This is a genomic window from Vibrio antiquarius (genome assembly GCF_000024825.1).
Taxonomy (GTDB): Bacteria; Pseudomonadota; Gammaproteobacteria; order Enterobacterales; family Vibrionaceae; genus Vibrio; species Vibrio diabolicus.
In genome coordinates this window covers 1,125,274-1,145,309 of record NC_013456.1, presented here as the reverse complement: position 1 = coordinate 1,145,309, position 20,036 = coordinate 1,125,274, and the positions used below count along the sequence as shown (strand labels likewise).

General features: G+C 45.3%; 20 protein-coding genes. 5 read left to right on the top strand and 15 right to left on the bottom strand.

All coding sequences use genetic code 11. The features are described from left to right. Positions 1-35: 35 nt before the first annotated feature. Positions 36-1,016, bottom strand: a complete 981-nt coding sequence (gene serB / locus VEA_RS05465; protein WP_006742382.1) for a phosphoserine phosphatase — start codon at positions 1,014-1,016, stop codon at positions 36-38. Between the two features lie 91 nt (positions 1,017-1,107). On the opposite strand from serB, the gene VEA_RS05460 reads away from it, so the two are divergent. Further along, entirely contained in the window at positions 1,108-1,713 is a 606-nt protein-coding gene (locus VEA_RS05460) for a YtjB family periplasmic protein (RefSeq protein WP_041852892.1), read from the top strand. A gap of 97 nt (positions 1,714-1,810) precedes the next feature. On the opposite strand, the gene deoD is transcribed toward VEA_RS05460, so the two are convergent. From deoD to VEA_RS05410, 10 genes are all read right to left on the bottom strand, one after another. Beyond that, positions 1,811-2,530 carry a purine-nucleoside phosphorylase gene (gene deoD / locus VEA_RS05455; RefSeq protein WP_006742381.1) on the bottom strand — a complete coding sequence of 240 codons (720 nt, stop codon included), beginning with the start codon at positions 2,528-2,530 and terminating at the stop codon, positions 1,811-1,813. Between the two features lie 138 nt (positions 2,531-2,668). Continuing rightward, positions 2,669-3,889 (bottom strand): phosphopentomutase, encoded by a 1,221-nt coding sequence (locus VEA_RS05450; RefSeq protein ID WP_006742380.1) that lies wholly within the window; start codon positions 3,887-3,889, stop codon positions 2,669-2,671. Positions 3,890-3,957: 68 nt separating this feature from the next. Beyond that, the gene (gene deoA / locus VEA_RS05445; protein ID WP_006742379.1) at positions 3,958-5,286 is read right to left on the bottom strand and encodes a thymidine phosphorylase; all 1,329 of its coding nucleotides are present in this window, start codon (positions 5,284-5,286) and stop codon (positions 3,958-3,960) included. Positions 5,287-5,383: 97 nt separating this feature from the next. Then, complete coding sequence (deoC, locus tag VEA_RS05440; protein ID WP_006742378.1) at positions 5,384-6,160, bottom strand: deoxyribose-phosphate aldolase; 777 nt, start codon at positions 6,158-6,160, stop codon at positions 5,384-5,386. A 581-nt stretch (positions 6,161-6,741) separates the two neighbouring features. Next, a complete protein-coding gene (locus VEA_RS05435) occupies positions 6,742-8,025 on the bottom strand; it encodes a NupC/NupG family nucleoside CNT transporter (RefSeq protein WP_006742377.1) in 1,284 nt (427 codons plus the stop codon). Between the two features lie 204 nt (positions 8,026-8,229). Next, the gene (locus VEA_RS05430) at positions 8,230-9,003 is read right to left on the bottom strand and encodes a TatD family hydrolase (protein ID WP_012841455.1); all 774 of its coding nucleotides are present in this window, start codon (positions 9,001-9,003) and stop codon (positions 8,230-8,232) included. Beyond that, positions 8,990-9,187, bottom strand: coding sequence for a DUF5363 family protein (locus tag VEA_RS05425; RefSeq protein ID WP_012841454.1), 198 nt, complete (start codon positions 9,185-9,187; stop codon positions 8,990-8,992). Before VEA_RS05425 ends, VEA_RS05430 begins: the two co-directional genes overlap by 14 nt. Before the next feature lie 95 nt (positions 9,188-9,282). After that, positions 9,283-10,872: a peptide chain release factor 3 gene (gene prfC, locus VEA_RS05420; protein WP_012841453.1), complete on the bottom strand. Its 1,590-nt coding sequence runs from the start codon at positions 10,870-10,872 to the stop codon at positions 9,283-9,285. A 146-nt stretch (positions 10,873-11,018) separates the two neighbouring features. Beyond that, positions 11,019-11,474 (bottom strand): ribosomal protein S18-alanine N-acetyltransferase, encoded by a 456-nt coding sequence (rimI, locus tag VEA_RS05415; protein ID WP_012841452.1) that lies wholly within the window; start codon positions 11,472-11,474, stop codon positions 11,019-11,021. 55 nt (positions 11,475-11,529) lie between these two features. Beyond that, positions 11,530-11,940 (bottom strand): DNA polymerase III subunit psi, encoded by a 411-nt coding sequence (locus VEA_RS05410; protein WP_005394642.1) that lies wholly within the window; start codon positions 11,938-11,940, stop codon positions 11,530-11,532. A gap of 150 nt (positions 11,941-12,090) precedes the next feature. Here VEA_RS05410 and VEA_RS05405 point away from each other — a divergent pair, with 150 nt between their 5' ends. Beyond that, positions 12,091-12,537 (top strand): hypothetical protein, encoded by a 447-nt coding sequence (locus VEA_RS05405; protein WP_012841451.1) that lies wholly within the window; start codon positions 12,091-12,093, stop codon positions 12,535-12,537. Positions 12,538-12,601: 64 nt separating this feature from the next. Here the strand turns inward: VEA_RS05405 and VEA_RS05400 are convergent, their stop codons facing one another. Continuing rightward, entirely contained in the window at positions 12,602-13,105 is a 504-nt protein-coding gene (locus tag VEA_RS05400) for a GNAT family N-acetyltransferase (RefSeq protein WP_012841450.1), read from the bottom strand. Continuing rightward, entirely contained in the window at positions 13,089-13,616 is a 528-nt protein-coding gene (gene ubiT, locus VEA_RS05395) for a ubiquinone anaerobic biosynthesis accessory factor UbiT (RefSeq protein WP_005394645.1), read from the bottom strand. Before ubiT ends, VEA_RS05400 begins: the two co-directional genes overlap by 17 nt. 362 nt (positions 13,617-13,978) lie before the next feature. Between ubiT and VEA_RS05390 the strand changes: the two genes are divergently transcribed. The 3 genes from VEA_RS05390 (at position 13,979) to VEA_RS05380 (ending at position 18,064) form a co-directional block, all read left to right on the top strand. Further along, positions 13,979-16,018 (top strand): sensor domain-containing protein, encoded by a 2,040-nt coding sequence (locus VEA_RS05390; protein ID WP_005394646.1) that lies wholly within the window; start codon positions 13,979-13,981, stop codon positions 16,016-16,018. A gap of 133 nt (positions 16,019-16,151) precedes the next feature. Beyond that, a complete protein-coding gene (gene ubiU, locus VEA_RS05385; RefSeq protein ID WP_005394650.1) occupies positions 16,152-17,165 on the top strand; it encodes a ubiquinone anaerobic biosynthesis protein UbiU in 1,014 nt (337 codons plus the stop codon). 20 nt (positions 17,166-17,185) lie between these two features. After that, complete coding sequence (locus tag VEA_RS05380; RefSeq protein WP_041853020.1) at positions 17,186-18,064, top strand: U32 family peptidase; 879 nt, start codon at positions 17,186-17,188, stop codon at positions 18,062-18,064. A 53-nt stretch (positions 18,065-18,117) separates the two neighbouring features. On the opposite strand, the gene VEA_RS05375 is transcribed toward VEA_RS05380, so the two are convergent. Next, positions 18,118-19,464 carry an MATE family efflux transporter gene (locus tag VEA_RS05375; protein ID WP_005394652.1) on the bottom strand — a complete coding sequence of 449 codons (1,347 nt, stop codon included), beginning with the start codon at positions 19,462-19,464 and terminating at the stop codon, positions 18,118-18,120. Positions 19,465-19,588: 124 nt separating this feature from the next. Then, the gene (locus VEA_RS05370; RefSeq protein ID WP_005394653.1) at positions 19,589-20,011 is read right to left on the bottom strand and encodes a MarR family winged helix-turn-helix transcriptional regulator; all 423 of its coding nucleotides are present in this window, start codon (positions 20,009-20,011) and stop codon (positions 19,589-19,591) included. Between the last annotated feature and the right edge of the window lie 25 nt (positions 20,012-20,036).

Below are 20,036 nucleotides of genomic sequence, written 5' to 3'. Positions count from 1 at the left end.
CACCGCCAGAAAGGCGGTGTTTTTGAATGGATAAATTAAGGTTTTGCTTTCCAGCTGACCTTTTGCTGCTTCACCAGTGCACCAGATAAAATACAGAGCACACCGCCTAAGCCTGCAAAGCGAATCGCAGATTGCGCTTGAGCTTCCACTTTAGGTTTTGCGTGGTACGCGATACCTAAGCCCGCCACCGACATCATCACAAGATCGTTAGCGCCATCACCGACAGCAACCGTGTTGTGCTGCTCAATTTCGTATTCATCCGCCAACTCCACCAGGATATCTGACTTCATCTGCGCGGTAACCACATCGCCAAGTACGTTCCCCGTGAGCTTACCATTAATGATTTCCAACTGATTAGAGCGAGCAAAATCTAAATCGACTTTATCTTTGATATAGTCCGAGAAGTAAGTAAAACCACCGGAAGCAATCGCTGTTTTCCAGCCTAGTGCTTTTAACGTTGCGATTAACGCTTCAAAGTCCGGCATAAATGGCAATTGGGAACGAACTTGTTCAAGAATTGATTCATCCGCACCTTTGAGCTTGCCTACGCGTTGACGCAAACTTTGCTCAAAATCCAGTTCTCCTTGCATCGCACGTTCAGTAACTTCTGCCACCTCATCCCCGACTCCGGCCAATTTTGCGATTTCATCAATACACTCTATCTGGATTGCCGTTGAGTCCATGTCAAATACAATCAAACCTTGGGTTGAGAGATCTGGAACTTCATTAAGCGAGGCGTAATCCAAGTTGAGGCTTTGTAAGATCGTTTCGTGTTGAGGGGTCAACTCTCCTGCCATCAAGGCGACTTCATATTGGCCAACTTTCCACGTTTCTAACACGGGGTTGTAGACACCTGTGAAGAAATCAATGTCTTCAAAATGACGTGGCGAAAGGTATTCTGCAAACACTATCCAGTTTGCTTTTGCTTTATCTAGTTGGGAGGCAAATCGAGTCTCGGGTAATCGTTTTAAAAGTGTCGTATGTTTTCTGATAGGCAAGCTTTTTGACGCGTCCATGTATATAATCCCTTATGACTTTGCTAAAACGTTACCTCAACAAACTAAAAAGGCAAGTCTTTGTTTTATTTTAAATGGATGAGTAAAGAGCATGAGTGAATCCTTGTTCTCAGTAAGGAATGCCCTAAGAATTCTGGCACTAATCCTACTGTGTGTGATGTTGTTTATCACGATCAAAAACAGTGTTGTGATCAGTAAGGGCAACGAGAAAATTCAAGCACAGCAGCTTGAGACACTCACCAAAGTTTTGATTTCACAGGCGTCTCTTTCTGCCAGTGAAATGATTTTGACCAAAGATCAAGAACGCTTACTTAAGCTGACAAACCAGCTAGCACAAGACCGTTTGGTGTTTGATGCGACAATATATGATGCACAAGGCGTACGTTTAGCGTCTAGTGAAGATGCGCTATCGGTACGCGAAGTTTTAGGCTTAGACACGCCCTTGGCAACAGCTTCCATTGGCCGCCAGCAGTTGGTTGAACCAGTATTTGCCGATGAAGCACTCATCGGTTTTGTTCGCGTTACCTTTGAGACAGGTCGTGTAACCGCGATTTCTGACCACCACTATCGTAAGAGTGATCGCTACATGTACATGATGGTGCTAATGAGTTTTGTGTGCGGCATGTTATTCATTATGATTTTACGTAGACAGCCTATCCGCCGTAAAAAAGCGCAAAACCTACTGCTAACCAAATAGTCAGTCGGTAATCAACATCTAATACAAAAACAGCCCGCATTGTGCGGGCTGTTCTTTTAGTTCTTAATGTCAAGAAACTAAGATGACTCTTTGTCGCTTATTCTTCGTCGCCTAGCAATACTGAATCTAGTGCGATTAGCATCATGTCGTTGAATGTTGTTTGACGCTCATCAGAAGTTGTTTGCTCACCCGTTTTGATGTGATCTGAAACCGTACAGATTGTCAGAGCTTTTGCACCGTATTCTGCCGCTACGCCGTAAATACCCGCCGCTTCCATTTCAACACCAACAATGCCGTACTTGTCCATTACGTCGAACATTTCTGGATCTGGCGTGTAGAAAAGCTCCGCTGAAAATAGGTTACCGACTTTCACATCAATGCCACGTGCTTTTGCTGCGTCTTCTGCCGCGCGAACCATTTTGTAGTCTGCGATTGCTGCAAAGTCATGACCTTTAAAACGGATACGGTTCACTTTAGAATCCGTACACGCGCCCATGCCGATCACAACATCACGCACTTTGATGTCTTCGTTTACTGCGCCACAGCTACCAACACGGATAATTTTCTTCACGCCGAAGTCTTTAATTAGCTCCGTTGCGTAAATCGAGCATGATGGGATACCCATACCGTGGCCCATAACCGAGATCTTACGACCTTTGTATGTGCCTGTGTAACCGAACATATTACGCACATCACACACTTGCACAACGTCTTCAAGGAAGGTTTCTGCGATGTATTTTGCACGTAGCGGGTCACCCGGCATCAGTACGACGTCTGCGAATGCACCCATTTCAGCATTGATATGTGGAGTTGCCATTTTCTTTTCCTTAACCTTTCTCTAGCGCTCCGCGCTTAAGGCGATATAAGCCAGAGTATTCTCATTTCCGACAAGCAGTACTTGCATACTGCAAACATAAAACTAGGAGCATTCAGCTCCTAGTTTTCAATATCCTAATTATAGGAAATTCTTACCGTAATCCATTGGAGAAGTACCGAAGTAGCTCGCCAATGTTTGGCCAATGTCTGCGAATGTTTCGCGGCGGCCAAGAGAGCCTGCTGGCACTTTTTGACCGTAAACCAATACTGGGATGTGCTCACGAGTATGGTCAGTACCTGGCCATGTTGGGTCACAGCCGTGGTCTGCTGTTAGGATAAGCACGTCATCTTCACCCATCAGTTCAAGCACTTCATTGATGCGACCATCAAAGTACTCAAGCGCCGCAGCGTAACCCGCTACATCACGGCGGTGGCCGTAAGCTGAATCGAAGTCAACGAAGTTAGTGAATACGATGGTGTTATCACCCGCTTCTTTGATCGCTTCTTTCGTTGCTTCAAATAGTGCTGGAATGCCTGTTGCTTTGGTTTTCTTAGTGATCCCACAACCTGCATAAATATCTGAAATCTTACCGATGGAATGAACCTGACCGCCCTTCTCATCAACTAACTTTTGTAAGATAGTCGCTGATGGTGGCTCTACAGATAGGTCACGACGGTTACCCGTACGCTCAAATTGACCTTTACCCGGGCCAATGAATGGGCGCGCGATTACACGGCCGATGTTGTAATCTTCTAGTTCTTCACGCGCAATTTGGCAAAGCTCTAGTAGACGATCCAGGCCGAATGTCTCTTCGTGACAGGCGATTTGGAATACAGAGTCCGCAGAGGTGTAGAAGATTGGCTGCCCAGTCTTCATATGCTCTTCACCCAAGTCATCAAGAACTTGAGTACCAGATGCGTGGCAGTTACCTAGGAAACCGTCAAGACCCGCGCGCTCAAGAATGCGATCCGTCAGCTCTTTAGGGAAGCTGTTTGATTTGTCTGTGAAGTAACCCCAGTCAAACAGAACAGGAACACCTGCGATTTCCCAGTGACCAGACGGCGTATCTTTACCAGAAGAAAGCTCTGCGGCGTGACCGTACGCACCAATGATTTCGGCATCTGCGTCTAGGCAAGGTGCGAAGCGACCTGTTGACTCTTTATGTGCCATTGCCAAACCTAACTTAGATAGGTTTGGAAGGCGTAGTGCGCCTTGACGTTGGTCGTTATCTGCTAAGCCTTTTTCGCATTGTTCTGCGATGTGGCCTAGTGTGTCTGAACCTACATCACCAAATTTCTCAGCGTCAGCGGTTGCACCAATACCGAATGAGTCTAGTACTAAAATAAATGCTCTTTTCATTGCTCGTTCCTTAGGCCCACTCGGCTTTTTATTATGGTTGAGTAGGCCTTGTGTAATTACTTGTTCTATTAAATATCTTCTGCACGAATTTGGCGGTAAACCTCTGGAGTTGGTGTGTACTCACCACCTACTTTGATTGCACTGCGCAGTGCTTTTGCCGCTTCTTCCCACTGCTCTTCACTGCGAGCGTGGATAACGGCAAGAGGTTTATCGCTATCTGCAACTTCACCCAAGCGGATGAACTCGTCGAAACCTACGGCATAGTCGATTTCATCAGTAGCAACACGGCGACCACCACCCATAGCAACGACAGCCATGCCAATCGCACGCGTGTCCATTGCTGAAACAATGCCCGTTTCAGTCGCGTAAACAGGCTTGATGACTTCCGCTTTTTCTAGGTAGTTATCGTAGTTTTCTACGAAGTCTGCTGGGCCGCCAAGACCCGCAACCATCTTACCGAAGCATGCTGCTGCTTTGCCGTTGTCTAGTGCTTCCATCAATTTCGCACGTGCGTCTTCTGTGTTCTCAGCCAGTTTGCCAAGTACCAGCATTTCTGCACAAGAAGCCATGGTGACTTCAAGTAGGCGTGGGTTACGGTATTCACCCGTTAGGAAACGAACTGCTTCACGAACTTCCACCGCATTACCTGCCGAAGAGGCCAATACTTGGTTCATGTCTGTCAGGATTGCAGTGGTCTTAGTACCCGCACCGTTTGCTACTGCAACGATTGATTTTGCTAGCTCTTCAGACGCTTCGTAAGTTGGCATGAATGCACCAGAGCCGACTTTAACGTCCATCACTAGCGACTCCAGACCCGCCGCCAATTTCTTAGAAAGAATGGAAGCCGTGATCAGAGAAATGTTGTCTACGGTTGCGGTAATATCACGAGTCGCGTAAACACGCTTATCCGCTGGAGCAAGGTCACCAGTTTGACCGATGATCGCCACACCTGCATCTTTAGTTACTTGCCCAAACACATCGTTGCTTGGTGTGATGTTGTAGCCTGGAATAGACTCAAGCTTATCTAGCGTACCGCCTGTGTGGCCAAGACCACGGCCAGAGATCATTGGTACGAAACCGCCGCATGCTGCCACCATAGGGCCAAGCATCAAAGACGTTACGTCACCCACACCGCCGGTAGAGTGTTTGTCGACAATTGGGCCACCAAAGTTCATGTGGCTCCAGTCGATAACCATGCCCGAATCACGCATTGCACACGTTAGGGCGATGCGCTCATCCATGGTCATTTCATTGAAGAAAATCGTCATAGCAAACGCCGCGATCTGACCTTCAGATACGGTGTTATTTGCTACGCCTTGAATAAAGAAGTTGATTTCGTCTGCGGTAAGTACTTCACCGTCACGTTTTTTACGAATGATTTCTTGTGGTAAATACATTAGTGCCTCCCATGCTCTCAGTGAGCCATGGTTAAGTAGGATAGAAGAGGTTTGGTAGCACCCGTTTAGGTGCTACCGTTCAGACATATTATTGGGATTAGTACGCTGCTGGATCAGCAGTTTCGTCTGTCACTTCTAATGTATTTAGTAGGTTAGTTAGCAGGCTAGACGCACCGAAACGGTAGTGACGAGCATCAACCCAGTTGTCACCTAGGATTTCGTCAGCCATTGCTAGGTATGCAGCTGCGTCTTCAGCAGTGCGCACACCACCTGCTGGTTTGAAACCAACAGTTTCTGCAACACCCATGTCGCGAATCACTTCAAGCATCATGCGTGCGTATTCTGGTGTTGCGTTTACTGGCACTTTACCAGTTGAAGTTTTAATGAAGTCAGCACCTGCTTCAATACAGATTTGAGATGCTTTCTTGATTAGTGCTTCTTCTTTTAGTTCACCCGTTTCGATGATGACTTTAAGAAGAATATCACCACAAGCCTCTTTACATTGCTTAACTAGTTCGAAGCCTACTTTCTCATCACCCGCCATTAGAGCGCGGTATGGGAAAACAACGTCAACTTCGTCTGCACCGTAAGCAACCGCCGCTTTTGTTTCAGCAACAGCGATTTCGATGTCGTCGTTACCGTGTGGGAAGTTCGTTACTGTTGCAATGCGAACCTCTGGCGTACCTTGCTCACGAAGTGTCTTCTTAGCAATAGGAATAAAGCGAGGGTAAATACAAATTGCAGCTGTGTTGCCTACTGCTGTTTTCGCGTCATGACATAATGAAATCACTTTTGCATCAGTGTCATCGTCATTCAACGTAGTTAGGTCCATAAGTTTAAGTGCACGTAGCGCTGCTGCTTTTAAATCGCTCATTTCTATCTCCGATCAATATTCAAAAAATTCACTACTCAGCCTTACATCACGTCTCTAACTATAATCAACAAGTCGAGACAATGTGAGTAAATGGCTAAACAGTCTATTAATGAACGGACTTGGTTCCCTGAAGACTCGGCATATACAGCGAAAATTTCATATGCCAATTGCTATCCTTGTCACCGCACAGTACCAGTTTGGCCTATGGCACAACAATCTATGATTGCGGTGTCTTTAATATCACATCACACAGCAAAACGCCTATTAGATCTGATATTGCTGGGCAAGTCATTTGCCCATCGATTATGTAATATTCATTACGTGATTAAGTATCAACCTTAACCACTATCCTGTGATTAATACATTATAGAGTTTCACCGCAAAACTGTAGCACCAAATAGAGCGCAAACGGTTTGTATCTCAAAATTTCCTAGCCCCTATTCCATCGGCTGCGTAACTCATAGACTGAGTCCGGCACCCGGTGAAATTTTAGAGCCCGAAAAACGAAAAATGCCCCGCAGCAATCTCTTGCTACAGGGCATGATGTAAAACGGCGTCTATATATTAAGAACCGATTCTAATTATAGTGCTGCAAGGCTTAAGCAGAAGCCTGCAATTGTCGCTGCCATAAGGTTAGACAACGTACCTGCAAGAACAGCTTTAACACCCATGCGAGCGATGTCACTACGACGGTTTGGTGCAAGGCTACCTAGACCACCAAGTAGAATCGCGATAGAAGAAAGGTTCGCGAAACCACATAGTGCGAATGAGATGATAGCTGTTGTCTTCTCAGACATTACTTCACCAGTTGCCGCGATTACTTGAGCGTTTTCACCTAGGTATGGTGTGAAGTTCAAGTAAGCAACGAATTCGTTCACTACGATTTTCTGACCGATGAATGAACCAGCAGTTACTGCTTCAGCCCATGGAACACCGATTAGGAATGCTAGTGGAGAGAATGCGTAACCTAGGATTAGCTCTAGCGTTAGTTCTGGCATGCCGAACCAACCACCGATGCCACCTAGCATACCGTTGATCAGCGCGATTAGACCAACGAATGCGATTAGCATTGCACCTACGTTAAGCGCAAGTTGTAGACCAGAAGCCGCACCGCCCGCTGCTGCGTCGATTACGTTTACTGGTTTGTCGTCGCCGCCGTCCATCGCTTCTTCGATACTTTCGTGAGGCTGGTCAGTCTCTGGGTGAAGGATTTTAGCGAATAGTAGACCACCTGGTGCCGCCATGAATGATGCTGCTACTAGGTACTCTAGTGGAACACCCATTGAAGCGTAGCCCGCTAGTACACCACCAGCAACAGAAGCTAGACCACCACACATTACCGCGAATAGCTCTGATTGAGTCATTTTTGGAACGAATGGACGAACAACTAGAGGTGCTTCTGTTTGACCTACGAAAATGTTTGCTGCTGCTGACATTGATTCCGCACGTGAAGTGCCCAGCGCTTTTTGTAGTGCGCCACCAAGAATCTTGATAACCCATTGCATAACGCCAATGTAGTAAAGAACTGAAATCAGTGCAGAGAAGAAGATCAGTGTAGGAAGAACACGGAATGCGAAGATGAAACCGCCGCCGCCGAATACTTCGAACATCTTGTCAGAAACAAGACCACCGAACAGGAATGATGAACCATCGTTACCGTAGTTGATAACGTTAGAAACACCTGAAGAGAAACCGTTTAGTAGATCACGGCCCCAAGGTACATACAGAACAAATGCACCTAATGCGAATTGGATAGCGAATGCGCCACCCACAGTTCTTAGATTGATAGCTTTTCGGTTATTAGAAAATGCCACTGCAATCGCAAGAAGCACTACCATACCGATTAGGCTCATAAACAGGCTCATAGTTTATGACTTCCTTATAAGTTATTTATTGGCGTGTTACAAAATGGAGCTATAAAGCGGGAGCAATTATACTCATGCAGAATCAATTAAAGTAATGCCAGCCTCACACTTTCCTATAAGATTCATGATTGATTCAGCCAGCTTTGTGAGTTAATTCACAATAAGCAGGAAAACGTTTTCTATTTCAAACCACATCTTTAGATTTTATTCACATATCAAGAAAGCAAAATTGCTATTTTTCCATAACTGAGAGGCAATCGATTGCTTTGAGCCGTTATGCAACTCTACGAGCTCATTAAAGACGTGAATGAGTTTGGCTGGGTGATTCGACTCCCCTTGATATCCAAGTATAGGCATATCCGGTGCATCTGTTTCGATCACGAGATGTTTGAGTGGTAATTTTTGAATTGCGTCGCGCGTTTTTTTCGCTCTTGGGTAGGTGATGGTTCCTCCTACACCGATAAAAAAACCTAATTTGACCCACTCCATTGCTTGCTGATAACTCCCAGAGAAAGCATGTAGCACACCTCCCCGAGGGAGCTTCGCCGCTTTAACCATTTGAATAAGGCGATTGTGCGCTTTTCGGCTATGTAAAATAACTGGGAGTTCGAAGCGTCTAGCCAGTTCAAATTGAACTTCAAGTGTCTTTTCTTGCAACTGTGGGTCAACATCAATGGCAAAATCTAGCCCACACTCTCCTATTGCCACGCACTGGGGAACATTTTGTTTTAGATAATGTTCCAATTCAGCAACGTGCTGCTCGACGTTATCTTCAAGAAAATACGGATGAAACCCAAGGGCGTAATACAAATTGGCATGTTGATCTGCCAAGGTTTGAATACGAGCCCAGTTTTGAGGTCCCACTGAAGGAATCAGAATTCTTGTCACACCTTGCGTTTGAGCTAGCTGAAGTTGATGTGCAAAGTCACCTTGGAATACATCAAAGTCAAAGTGACAATGGGTATCAAAGAGCTTCATCTTGAGACTTTTTATCTGTACCGACAAACTGAGAATCAGAAAATAGCAGAGCTTCACTGGTCTCTTCATTTTGATGGGCAGGATCTTTTCGATACGGAACGCAGCTGCGTTTTTGATCAGGGGTTAACCCCATCTCCTTGCACCAGTCGTCGTAACGCTTCAATCCTCGTTTAAACCAGTTCATACCTCATCCTTATAAAAAACGCCCTTGGCTAAGTTTATAGCCAAGGGCGTTTTAAAATCTAGTTTGCGTTAAAGCTTACCCAAACCGCTTTTTGATTAGTGCTCACGCGTCGCACGGAAATCAATATCAGGGAAACGCTCTTTCGCCAAGTTTAAGTTAACCATTGTTGGTGCAATATACGTTAGGTTATCACCACCATCCAATGCTAAGTTTGCTTGGTTCTTACGTTGGAACTCATCCAGTTTCTTCGCATCATCACACTCAACCCAACGCGCAGTTGCAACGTTAATGCCTTCATAAATCGCTTCAACGTTATATTCAGACTTCAAACGAGCCACAACAACATCGAACTGAAGTACACCAACGGCACCAACGATCAGATCGTTGTTTTGTAGTGGACGGAATACCTGTACCGCACCTTCTTCTGATAGTTGCACCAAGCCTTTTAGTAGCTGTTTCTGCTTTAATGGATCTTTCAGGCGAATACGACGGAACAGTTCCGGGGCAAAGTTCGGAATACCAGAGAACTTCAGTGACTCACCTTGAGTAAAGGTATCACCAATCTGGATAGTACCGTGGTTATGCAGACCAATGATATCACCCGCGTAAGCGTGTTCTGCACGTGAACGGTCACCAGCCATAAAGGTTACTGCATCAGAGATACTTACCTGCTTGCCAAGACGAACGTGGTTCATCTTCATACCCTGCGTGTAAGTACCCGATACAATACGCATGAATGCGATACGGTCACGGTGTTTCGGGTCCATGTTTGCTTGGATCTTGAATACGAAACCAGAGAACTTCTCTTCTGTCGCTTCAACTTCACGCTCAACCGCTTGACGCGTTTTCGGTGCTGGTGCCCACTCTGTTAGACCGTCTAGCATGTGGTCTACACCGAAGTTACCTAATGCGGTACCGAAGTAAACTGGCGTCAGGTCACCTGTTAAGAACATTTCCAAATCAAACTCAGGGCAAGCACCCATAACAAGCTCAAGCTCTTCTCGAACACTTTCCGCAAGGCCTGCACCGACTTTTTCATCAAGCTCTGGGTTATCTAGACCTTTGATGATTCGAACTTCTTGAATCTCATGACCGTGACCAGATTCGTATAAAATCGTTTCATCACGGTGAATGTGGTACACACCTTTAAACTCTTTACCACAGCCGATTGGCCACGTGATAGGCGCACACATCATGCCCAATTCGTTTTCTACTTCGTCCAATACTTCCATTGGATCACGAACGTCACGGTCAAGTTTGTTCATAAAGGTCACGATTGGCGTATCACGTAGACGGGTTACTTCCATCAACTTACGAGTACGATCCTCGACACCTTTCGCAGCATCGATAACCATCAAACACGAGTCGACTGCCGTTAGAGTACGATATGTATCTTCCGAGAAGTCTTCGTGTCCAGGAGTATCAAGTAGGTTTACCAGGCAATCATTGTAAGGGAACTGCATCACCGACGTGGTTACCGAGATACCACGTTCCTTTTCCATTTCCATCCAGTCTGATTTTGCGTGCTGTGCATTACCACGACCTTTAACCGTACCTGCTTTTTGAATCGCGTTTCCGAATAAAAGGACTTTTTCAGTAATGGTGGTTTTACCCGCATCCGGGTGAGAAATAATAGCGAACGTTCTACGTTTAGACACTTCGCTTAGAAAAGGTGTATTTGACATGAAACTGGTCTTCTTTGATGTCTGAATGCTTGCTCGAAAAGCAAACACGCTTTTTAGATTCAATATTGCGCGGTATTCTCGCTTATTATTGCCTCAGGGGCAACTGATCGCTTTAGGGGCGACTTCCCTTATGGGATGCGTTAACGTTAGTGAAAGAAGAGATAACTCATGATGATCGCATCTTCTTTTCCCGTGCCAGTTTTCGCAGGGTAATAGTTATGACGTCGATCAACTTCATTGAATCCAGCTTGTTCATAAATATAAATAGCAGGCTTATTACTCTCTCGCACCTCAAGCCAAGCACTCTCCGCTTTTGATTGCTCACAATGCTCTAAGAACGCATCCAACAGTTTTTGACCATAGCCTTTACCCTGAAGATGCGGCGCGATAGCAATATTCAGCAACGTAACTTCACCGACAATATTCTGCGCATAGAAGTAGCCAATCACCATCTCGCCATCGAACATCACATGATGACATGCTCCACGGCTGGATAAATCACGTACCAAAGACTCTGCCCACGGATGCGAGTGTGCTTGCTGCTCAATTTGCCAAACTTGATCTAAGTGCTCAGCGCACATTGGTAAGATTTTAGTTGTCATTATTTACCTAGGGGTTCATGTGCAATACCAATTGCAGTAAAACGGGAATTAATGCTTATTTGCTCGAATTGTTGTAAGAACAAATCTGTTGCCAAAGTGCACGTTTTTGTTGGGTATTCCCATCCACATCTTGCAACAATGGCGATGTCAGCGGTTTAGTGTCAGGCAATACTTCGGCTTCACACCCTGCAAACCAAACCCACTCAAGCTCGTGCTGGCCAAGTAATGGAAATCGCTCTGGCTCAATATGTAACGCTTGGTCAAGCGTTAACTTCATACTCTTTAGGATGTTTTCAAACAAAACCGCCGTCTCATTCTCTGGACATACCGGAGAGATCAACAGGAGTTTGCAAGAACTTTGCAAATCGATTTTTGGCGATTGGTAACCTGCCAATCTATCTGGGTGTACCAGCTCCCATGTGCTGATGCCCATTTCGTGTAAATACTGTTTCTCGTTAATTGACATTTTCCGTCACCTATTTGAACGAGGGCAATCCTAACAAATAATCGTGATTATACCTAAAGGACTTCAAGGAACACCTCAATACATTGGAATGATTGAACTGTTCTGCCTATGACAATGGCCACACCGTAGGTATAACATATGAGGTACATTATGAAATTCTTACCTACACTGCTGCTTTGCGCACTGGTAGCCACCACCAGCATGAGTGTTTTTGCTAATAGCAGCGATGAGTGGGAGCTGATTGCAACGAAAACCGTCAAATTCCAAACAGAAACGGATACCGTGACACCAAATAGTCTATTCCGAAATCGCAGCTTCAGTAAAATTAAACTGAAATGTGTGCAGGGCACGGTAGACATTAACGACTTAAAAGTCGTGATGACGGACGGTAGTGAGAAAAAGCTAACCTCTATGGGTGTGCTAACAAGTGGATTATCGACTCGTGCATGGAGCCTTCCCGGCTCAAAAGAAGCGAAGCTAAAACAGATTGAAATGACTTACAGCAGTTGGGGCAGCAGAAAACTTAATGTTTTAGGGCTAAGTAAGAAAGCAAAAATAGAGGTTTGGGGTAAGAAGAAAAGTGACCAGTCATCCTAATCTCCCTATCTCAGTTTTCAATGAACTAAGAAAGAAGCCCACTGAGTTAGTGGGCTTCTTTCATTTACAGTTCAGAGAACTCTGGCGCGTAATCTATGCGTCCGGAGCGTCCGGCACATTGACCTTCAACCAACTCTGCGATACGAAATGCACCTTTAGGAACATCCCAAGCGCATTCGAATCCCATCTCGTCGCATGATTGAAAGCCCTGGCGCGCGTAATAATCAGGATCGCCCAACACCACACACACTGGATAGCCAAAATCACGCAGTGAATCAAAACCTTCTTTGATCAACTCTGCAGCGATGCCTTGGCGACGGTAATCTTCATGAACAGCCAATGGCGCCAGCCCTTGCCACGACAAATCTTCACCATTTAAGGTCACTGGGCTAAATAAAGCATGGCCTATCACCTCTCCCTCATCTGTACACGCGACTAAGGAAAGTGTGAATTTGCTGTTTTCGCGCAAACGCATCACAAGCTTAGCTTCAGCTTCCGTCGGGAAGGCGTGTTTCAATAAGCGGTCAATGGTAAGAATGTCCGCAGGGGCTTCAGTTCGAATAAGCATTCGCTACTCCGGTTGGTTGTGCTGGCGCTTGAACCCCTTTCTGAACAAAATCAGCCAATTGATTCAAAGCGACTTGCATTGCTTTCGGTAACTGCTCTAAGTCGACACTGTCCATTAAGTTTTTCACTTCTAAGCCAAGCTCAGTATCGCCTTCAATTGAAAGGCGACGTTGGAAGAACAGTGTGTCAGGGTCTTCTTTACGACCAGCAATCAGTACTAGGTCGTTTAGATTACCACTAAAACTCACATCTTCCTGAACTGGTTTTTCAGCTACCACTAATTTTTCGTCTTGATAGCTGATGTACCATGCTAAGTTCAAGTCTTTAATCGCAACTTTTAACCACTTGTCTTCAAGGAACTCAAAGTCACCATCTTCCAAGGCTTCTTTAAACACCATTTTTAGCCCCTCCAGCAATGCTTTTTGCTGAATTGGCTGTGGTAATAACTGGACTGGAGAACGCAAAATGTTAGCTGCGTTCTTTACTAGTTGACTGCGAATCTTGTTTAACACGTTCATTATCCGTTACTTTGTCATTAGGTTGCCTATATTAAGCAATCGTGGCAATGAGATTACTGTTATGTATCAATAAAGTGCTTATTTTAGATTGGTGGATTATTGTTCACTAACGCTTCTTTTTTTGAAGTTACGTGTATTATTGATGCGAACAGGTGGATAAACACTTTTACAACCGTATTTTCAAAGTTATAGTTATCTGAGCGTATCCATGTGATTGTCGACTGTAAAGTTAAAACCGCGAGCCCTTTAATGGCAAGCGATACTGGACTTGATAGTAGACCGCCGCAGGCTTATCAGGGTGTCGCTTTTTATACACGGACGAATAATCTGGCTCATTGGAGATCGGTAATACCCTAATGCCTTCCCAGCAATTAAAACATTGGTTTGCCACGCTAACCTCAAATAGCCCTTTCTTCTTTGCCATTCTTGATAAAAAACACAATTATCGAATGGTAAGTGACCGTTACTGCGATATCGCAGGTTTAAGTCATGAGGAAATCATCGGCTTAAACGATTGCCAGGTACTGGGTGAGCAGTTTTATAAAAAGCTGGCCCCTTACTATCAGCGTGCATTCAAAGGAACGCATGTCGAAGCCGAAATCACCCTCGATGAAACCGACCTTGAAACCAGCCTGCACTTTAGTCTGTCACCGGTTTTTGAAGGTAACGAAATTCGCTTTGTCGTTTTTCACGCTGTGGATACTTCAGAAAAGCAGATCCTCGTACGCTCCTTAGAGGAGTCCGAAAGTAAATTTGCGAAATTGACACAACTACTGCCTGACGGTCTGCTGCTTATCGAAGATGACATTATCATCTCTGCCAACCCTGCATCAGCACGCCTTCTGGGACTGAACTCTCCCCATGAGTTGCTAGGCGAGGAGCTCAGCCGTCTATTCATCGATGAAAACAGCAAGAAAGTGTTTAGTCATCGTTTGAGTGCATTAATTTCTGACAAGCCGTTTGTTTGCTTAACCAGCGCGAGATGTGGCTTTGAACGAAAAGTTCAGTTACACGCAGATTCTACGGCGATATTAGGCAGCGAGTCTCAAATCATCTTGATCCAAGACGCTGACGATACACCCAAGAATTTGTCTTCTGCATCGAATGAAGACATACACATTGATTCGCTCACCAAACTCTACAACCGCTTTGGCTTCACCAAACGTTTGGAACAGCTGATCAAAAAGCAAACACCGCTTCTGGTGTTCTATTTGGATATCGATAACTTCAAAAATATTAATGACTCACTTGGTCACCACATTGGCGATAAAGTGATTCAAGAGGTATCGGCCCGTCTTAAACGATTATTGCCAAATCAAGCGATTATTGGTCATTTGGGTGGCGATGAGTTTGGCGTCATTCTGCCAGAACCAGAAAATACCCGCATGGCTGAAATTTTGTCAGATCGCATTATCTCGTTGATCAACCAGCCTTTCGACTTGCACCACTTCAGTAAACGCCTTGCGTGCTCAATTGGTAGCGTTCGTTACCCTGAAGACGGGCAAGATGCGCGAATCCTGCTACAAAATGCTGATACTGCGATGTATGAAGCCAAAGATCGTGGCCGAAATCGCCTGATCAAATTTAACGACCAGATGAACAAAGAAGCGCGCATGCGTTTGTGGCTTGAAATCGAACTGCAAAAAGCATTGCAGCAGAACGGTTTGGAGGTGTGGTATCAACCAAAGGTTAACGCGCGTGACTTCAGCATTAATGGTGCCGAAGCGCTCGTTCGTTGGAAACACCCTGTCGAAGGTTACATTAGCCCAGGTTCATTCATTCCTGTCGCCGAGCGTGCAGGGTTAATCGAACATCTTGGACGCGTCGTGATGCGTGATGTTTTCAATACGGTAAAACGTTGGAAACAACAAGGCATACTGCCAGGTCGTGTCGCTATCAACCTCTCTCCCGAGCAATTTGGTAACCCACAGCTGATCGACTTTATGGAAAAGTTGCTTCGCACTACCGAGCTTGATCCAAGCTGCATTACCTTCGAGCTAACCGAAAGTGCCGTGATGAGTGATAGCGAACATACACTGCAAATGCTGAATGCGATTAAGAAACTGGGCTTCGCCCTCTCTATCGATGACTTTGGTACTGGTTACTCTTCCCTTTCCTACTTAGCGCGCTTCCCTATCGACGAGCTGAAAATCGACCGCGCGTTTATTAACGATATCGACACGCTACCCAAACAGGTCACTGTGATTGAAAACATCATTAATCTGGGTAAGTCACTCGACTTGACGGTCGTTGCCGAGGGGGTGGAAACCCACCAGCAAGCTACTTTGCTCTCTAACCTTCAATGTAATGCGATTCAAGGATTCCATTTTTATCGCCCACAGCCAAAACATGAAATTGAAGAGCTGTTTGTACAGAATCGTCGTCACAAGAACTAACCCCGACTCGATACCCTTACTCTCAAGGGGTAAATATCGACTTTATTGAGCTAAACCTAACTTAGGTCAATTTCGCTATTCATAATTCTTCATAAAATGCGGACACCTTTTTATTCTCAATGATTGTGAGCATATGGAACTCTTGTGTCCCGCGGGTAACCTGCCTGCGTTAAAAACTGCGATTGATTGCGGTGCCGATGCCGTCTACATTGGCTTCAAAGATGATACCAACGCCCGTCACTTTGCTGGCCTCAACTTTAACGGCAAAAAGTTAGAAAAAGCGGTGCAATACGTTCACGACCGCGACAAAAAAATTCATGTCGCGTTGAATACCTTCGCTCATCCCAATGGCTTTGAGCGCTGGACGAACGCGGTAGACAATGCAGCGGCATTGGGTGTGGACGCGCTGATTGTTGCAGACATTGCAGTTCTGGAGTATGCAGCTCGCAAATATCCCGATCTGGAACTACATCTTTCAGTGCAAGCATCAGCGACCAACATCGCAGCCATTGATTTTTATAAACAGAACTTCAACGTAAAACGTGTGGTGCTGCCTCGCGTCTTATCGATTCATCAGGTGAAGCAGCTTTCGCGCAACATCACTAGCGATGTCGAGCTAGAAGTCTTTGCTTTTGGTAGCCTTTGTATTATGTCCGAAGGCCGTTGTTATTTGTCATCATACATGACGGGTGAGTCCCCAAACACTGTGGGTGCCTGTTCTCCTGCCAAATACGTTCGTTGGCAAGAAACTGATCAAGGCCTTGAGTCTCGTCTGAACAACATCCTAATTGACCGCTACTGCGCAGGAGAAAACGCGGGCTACCCTACACTCTGTAAAGGTCGTTTTGAAACAGAAATTGATGGTGAGAAAAAACGCTATCATGCTCTGGAAGAGCCAACCAGTTTGAACACCCTTTCGATGCTGCCAGAACTGTTTGCCGCTAATGTCGCGTCTGTAAAAATTGAAGGGCGCCAACGCAGCCCAGCATACGTAGAGCAAGTCACTCGAACATGGCGAGCCGCGATTGATCGCTACCAAGCCAACCCGGAAGCTTACCAAGTTGAAGCCGCATGGGATGCGACGCTCGCAAATGTGTCGGAAGGAACGCAAACCACCCTAGGTGCTTACCACCGTAAATGGCAGTAGAGGTTAAGATGGATAACTCAATGAAATACGCACTTGGCCCACTACTCTATTTTTGGCCAAAACAAGATGTAGAAGCCTTCTACCAACAAGCAAAACAAAGCTCTGCAGACATTATTTACCTGGGTGAATCGGTTTGCTCTAAACGCAGAGAAATGAAATCAGCCCACTGGTTGGAAATCGCTAAAGACTTATCTGCTTCTGGCAAGCAAGTCGTTATCTCTACGATGGCGCTACTGGAAGCACCGAGTGAAGTAAACATCATGAAGAAGTACATCAATAACGGTGACTTCGCCATTGAGGCTAATGACGTATCGGCGGTTCAATTAGCATCAGAGCATAAAGTGCCTTTCGTCGTTGGTCCTGCAATCAATACTTATAACGCACACACGCTCAACTTATTTTTGAAGCAAGGTATGGTTCGCTGGTGTATGCCTGTCGAGCTCTCTCGCGAATGGTTAAACGATACTTTAGTTCAGTGTGACGAGCTTGGTATTCGTAACAAGTTTGAAGTTGAGGTATTTAGCCACGGTTATTTACCTTTAGCGTATTCCGCTCGCTGTTTCACAGCCCGAGCTGAAAACCGAGCGAAAGACGATTGCGAAACCTGCTGTATCAAATACCCAACAGGAATCCAGGTCAGTAGCCAAGAAGGGCAAGAAGTCTTTAACCTTAACGGTATTCAAACACAATCAGGGTATTGTTATAACCTGATCAATGACTTACCAAGCATGCAAGGGCTGGTTGATGTGGTCCGCTTAAGCCCTCTCGGTGTGAGTACACTTTCTGAGTTAGAGCATTTTCGCTCAAACGAGCATGGCGACAACCCTGAAAAACTCGAAAGCCGCCAATGCAATGGCTATTGGCATCAGCTAGCTGGCTTAGAAGTAAAAAACATTTAGCTCTCCAAAAAAGAAAAGCGAGGCCCAACCTCGCTTTTCTCTATCAGCCATTGTTAACAGGCTTGCACTGTTGGCTCAGCCGAAGTTTCGTTTAGCAGCTTTTTCACGTCCCGCCACAACATACTGACCACGACTAAACTCAGCGCAATATTGGACAATGGGAAAGCCAGCCAAATACCTGTCACGCCAAACAGTTTCGGCATAACGAATAAAAACGGCAGTTGAACCAACATGTTGCCTAATGTCACAAACATGGCTTTGCTGCCTTTGTTTACCGATTGGTAGTACGCAGCCGCCACGACTAAAAAGCCATCTAGGAACAACGCAAACATGTGTAAACGAATCCCGATCACCGTGCTATCAATCAACTGTTGATCAGCATTGTTAAACACCGAGACCAACTCGTACGGGAAAAGGTTCATCAAACCAACAAACGCTACACCACCAAGCACAGATGTCCCCATTGCGACTTGCAGTAATTTTCTGACGTTCGCCTGGTTGCGCGCCCCGTGATTGAAACTCACTAGAGGTTGCATACCGTTCGCGATTCCCTCTGCAATTAGATAGTAAACCGTCACGATGTACCCCAAAATGGCGTACGCTCCGATCAACATTGCACTTCCGTACTGAGCAAATAATGCGTTGTGCATTGCCACCATCACAGAGCCGTACGCGTACATAAAGAAGCTAGATGTACCGATCATTATAATCTTTGGTGCAACATCAACTTGAACCTTAAAGTCACTGATTCGAAGGCGTAAGGTCGCTTTTGAAGTAAAGAAGTAACCAATACCAAGCACGGTTACCACCAATTGTGCCAGCGCTGTAGCAATGGCCGCTCCGGTTAACTCCCACCCCAACCAAGCAATAAATACGTAGTCTAATACAATATTAATGACAGCACCGATGACCATCAGCATCGTTGCTAAGTTCGGGCTGTCGTCATTGCGTAAAAGAAATGGAACCGCGATAGAGCCTAGCGTAAATACGCACGCGACAATCAGAATATGCAGATATTGCAGCGCGAGTTCAAACACTCGCCCTTCCGCCCCCTGCCAGCGAATAAATTCATCGGCAAAATAGAACAATATGGTAGCAACGACCGGCATCAATATCGTTAACAACCCCAATCCGGTTGTTAAAATACGCTTCGCGCCTTCATGATCGTTTTCTCCTTGCTTAATCGACGTTAGCGCACCAGTCCCCACGCCAATCATCATCCCTATACCAAGGATGGAACCGATGATCGGCCACGCAACATTGATCCCTGCTAATCCGTCAGCACCAACATAACGGCCAATAAAAATGCCATCAACTATTTGATATAAACCGTTCACGAGCATTGCTGCGACGGTTGGAATCGTATATTTCCAAAACTGTCTATAAATTGAGTTTTGCATGACTGCCACCAGTAGTTAGCAAAGCTAACCATTTAATTAGCAAGACTAACTAAATAGTTAAATTAAATAAAAGAAAAATGAAACACCAAAGGCTAATGCGTACAGCGGAGGCCTTTGGTTTAATTTAAAATGACTTATTGCTCAATGCTTTATTCAGTAAAGCTTGTAACTGCTCAGCTTCTTGCTGATTTAATTGTTGCATCATTTGTTCAGAGATATCTTTGTAAACCACCTGCTCCAAAGACATTTTTTCTGCGACTTCTTCTGTCAGCAATACACGCTTAGCACGGGCATCCTCATTACATGCGATGCGTTTCACTAAACCCTTTTTTTCCAAACGAACAACCATTGTCGATGCGGAAGGCTTAGTCACTTGCAACTCTTCTGCAAGATCGGTTATTCGTACACCCTCAGGGTAAACCTGAATCACACGTAAATAGTCGAACTCATTAAAGCTTAGATGTGATAACGGATCTTCTTTGGCATAAACACGCCAAGCTTTGGCGCAAAAACGCTCTAAATCAATCAAGCTTTCTTCTAGTGCCACAAAATCCACCACTACTTAGTTAGCA

Bases quoted from the DNA above. Each gene is read 5' to 3' on its own strand.
- prfC (WP_012841453.1), bottom strand. From the start codon at position 10,872: ATGTCAAATACACCTTTTCTAAGCGAAGTGTCTAAACGTAGAACGTTC.
- VEA_RS05450 (WP_006742380.1), bottom strand. From the start codon at position 3,889: ATGAAAAGAGCATTTATTTTAGTACTAGACTCATTCGGTATTGGTGCA.
- deoD (WP_006742381.1), bottom strand. From the start codon at position 2,530: ATGGCAACTCCACATATCAATGCTGAAATGGGTGCATTCGCAGACGTC.
- deoA (WP_006742379.1), bottom strand. From the start codon at position 5,286: ATGTATTTACCACAAGAAATCATTCGTAAAAAACGTGACGGTGAAGTA.
- VEA_RS05435 (WP_006742377.1), bottom strand. From the start codon at position 8,025: ATGAGCCTGTTTATGAGCCTAATCGGTATGGTAGTGCTTCTTGCGATT.
- serB (WP_006742382.1), bottom strand. From the start codon at position 1,016: ATGGACGCGTCAAAAAGCTTGCCTATCAGAAAACATACGACACTTTTA.
- VEA_RS05405 (WP_012841451.1), top strand. From the start codon at position 12,091: ATGAAATTCTTACCTACACTGCTGCTTTGCGCACTGGTAGCCACCACC.
- VEA_RS05460 (WP_041852892.1), top strand. From the start codon at position 1,108: ATGAGTGAATCCTTGTTCTCAGTAAGGAATGCCCTAAGAATTCTGGCA.
- ubiU (WP_005394650.1), top strand. From the start codon at position 16,152: ATGGAACTCTTGTGTCCCGCGGGTAACCTGCCTGCGTTAAAAACTGCG.
- VEA_RS05410 (WP_005394642.1), bottom strand. From the start codon at position 11,940: ATGTCAATTAACGAGAAACAGTATTTACACGAAATGGGCATCAGCACA.
- rimI (WP_012841452.1), bottom strand. From the start codon at position 11,474: ATGACAACTAAAATCTTACCAATGTGCGCTGAGCACTTAGATCAAGTT.
- VEA_RS05380 (WP_041853020.1), top strand. From the start codon at position 17,186: ATGAAATACGCACTTGGCCCACTACTCTATTTTTGGCCAAAACAAGAT.
- VEA_RS05400 (WP_012841450.1), bottom strand. From the start codon at position 13,105: ATGCTTATTCGAACTGAAGCCCCTGCGGACATTCTTACCATTGACCGC.
- VEA_RS05430 (WP_012841455.1), bottom strand. From the start codon at position 9,003: ATGAAGCTCTTTGATACCCATTGTCACTTTGACTTTGATGTATTCCAA.
- VEA_RS05425 (WP_012841454.1), bottom strand. From the start codon at position 9,187: ATGAACTGGTTTAAACGAGGATTGAAGCGTTACGACGACTGGTGCAAG.
- deoC (WP_006742378.1), bottom strand. From the start codon at position 6,160: ATGAGCGATTTAAAAGCAGCAGCGCTACGTGCACTTAAACTTATGGAC.
- VEA_RS05375 (WP_005394652.1), bottom strand. From the start codon at position 19,464: ATGCAAAACTCAATTTATAGACAGTTTTGGAAATATACGATTCCAACC.
- VEA_RS05390 (WP_005394646.1), top strand. From the start codon at position 13,979: ATGCCTTCCCAGCAATTAAAACATTGGTTTGCCACGCTAACCTCAAAT.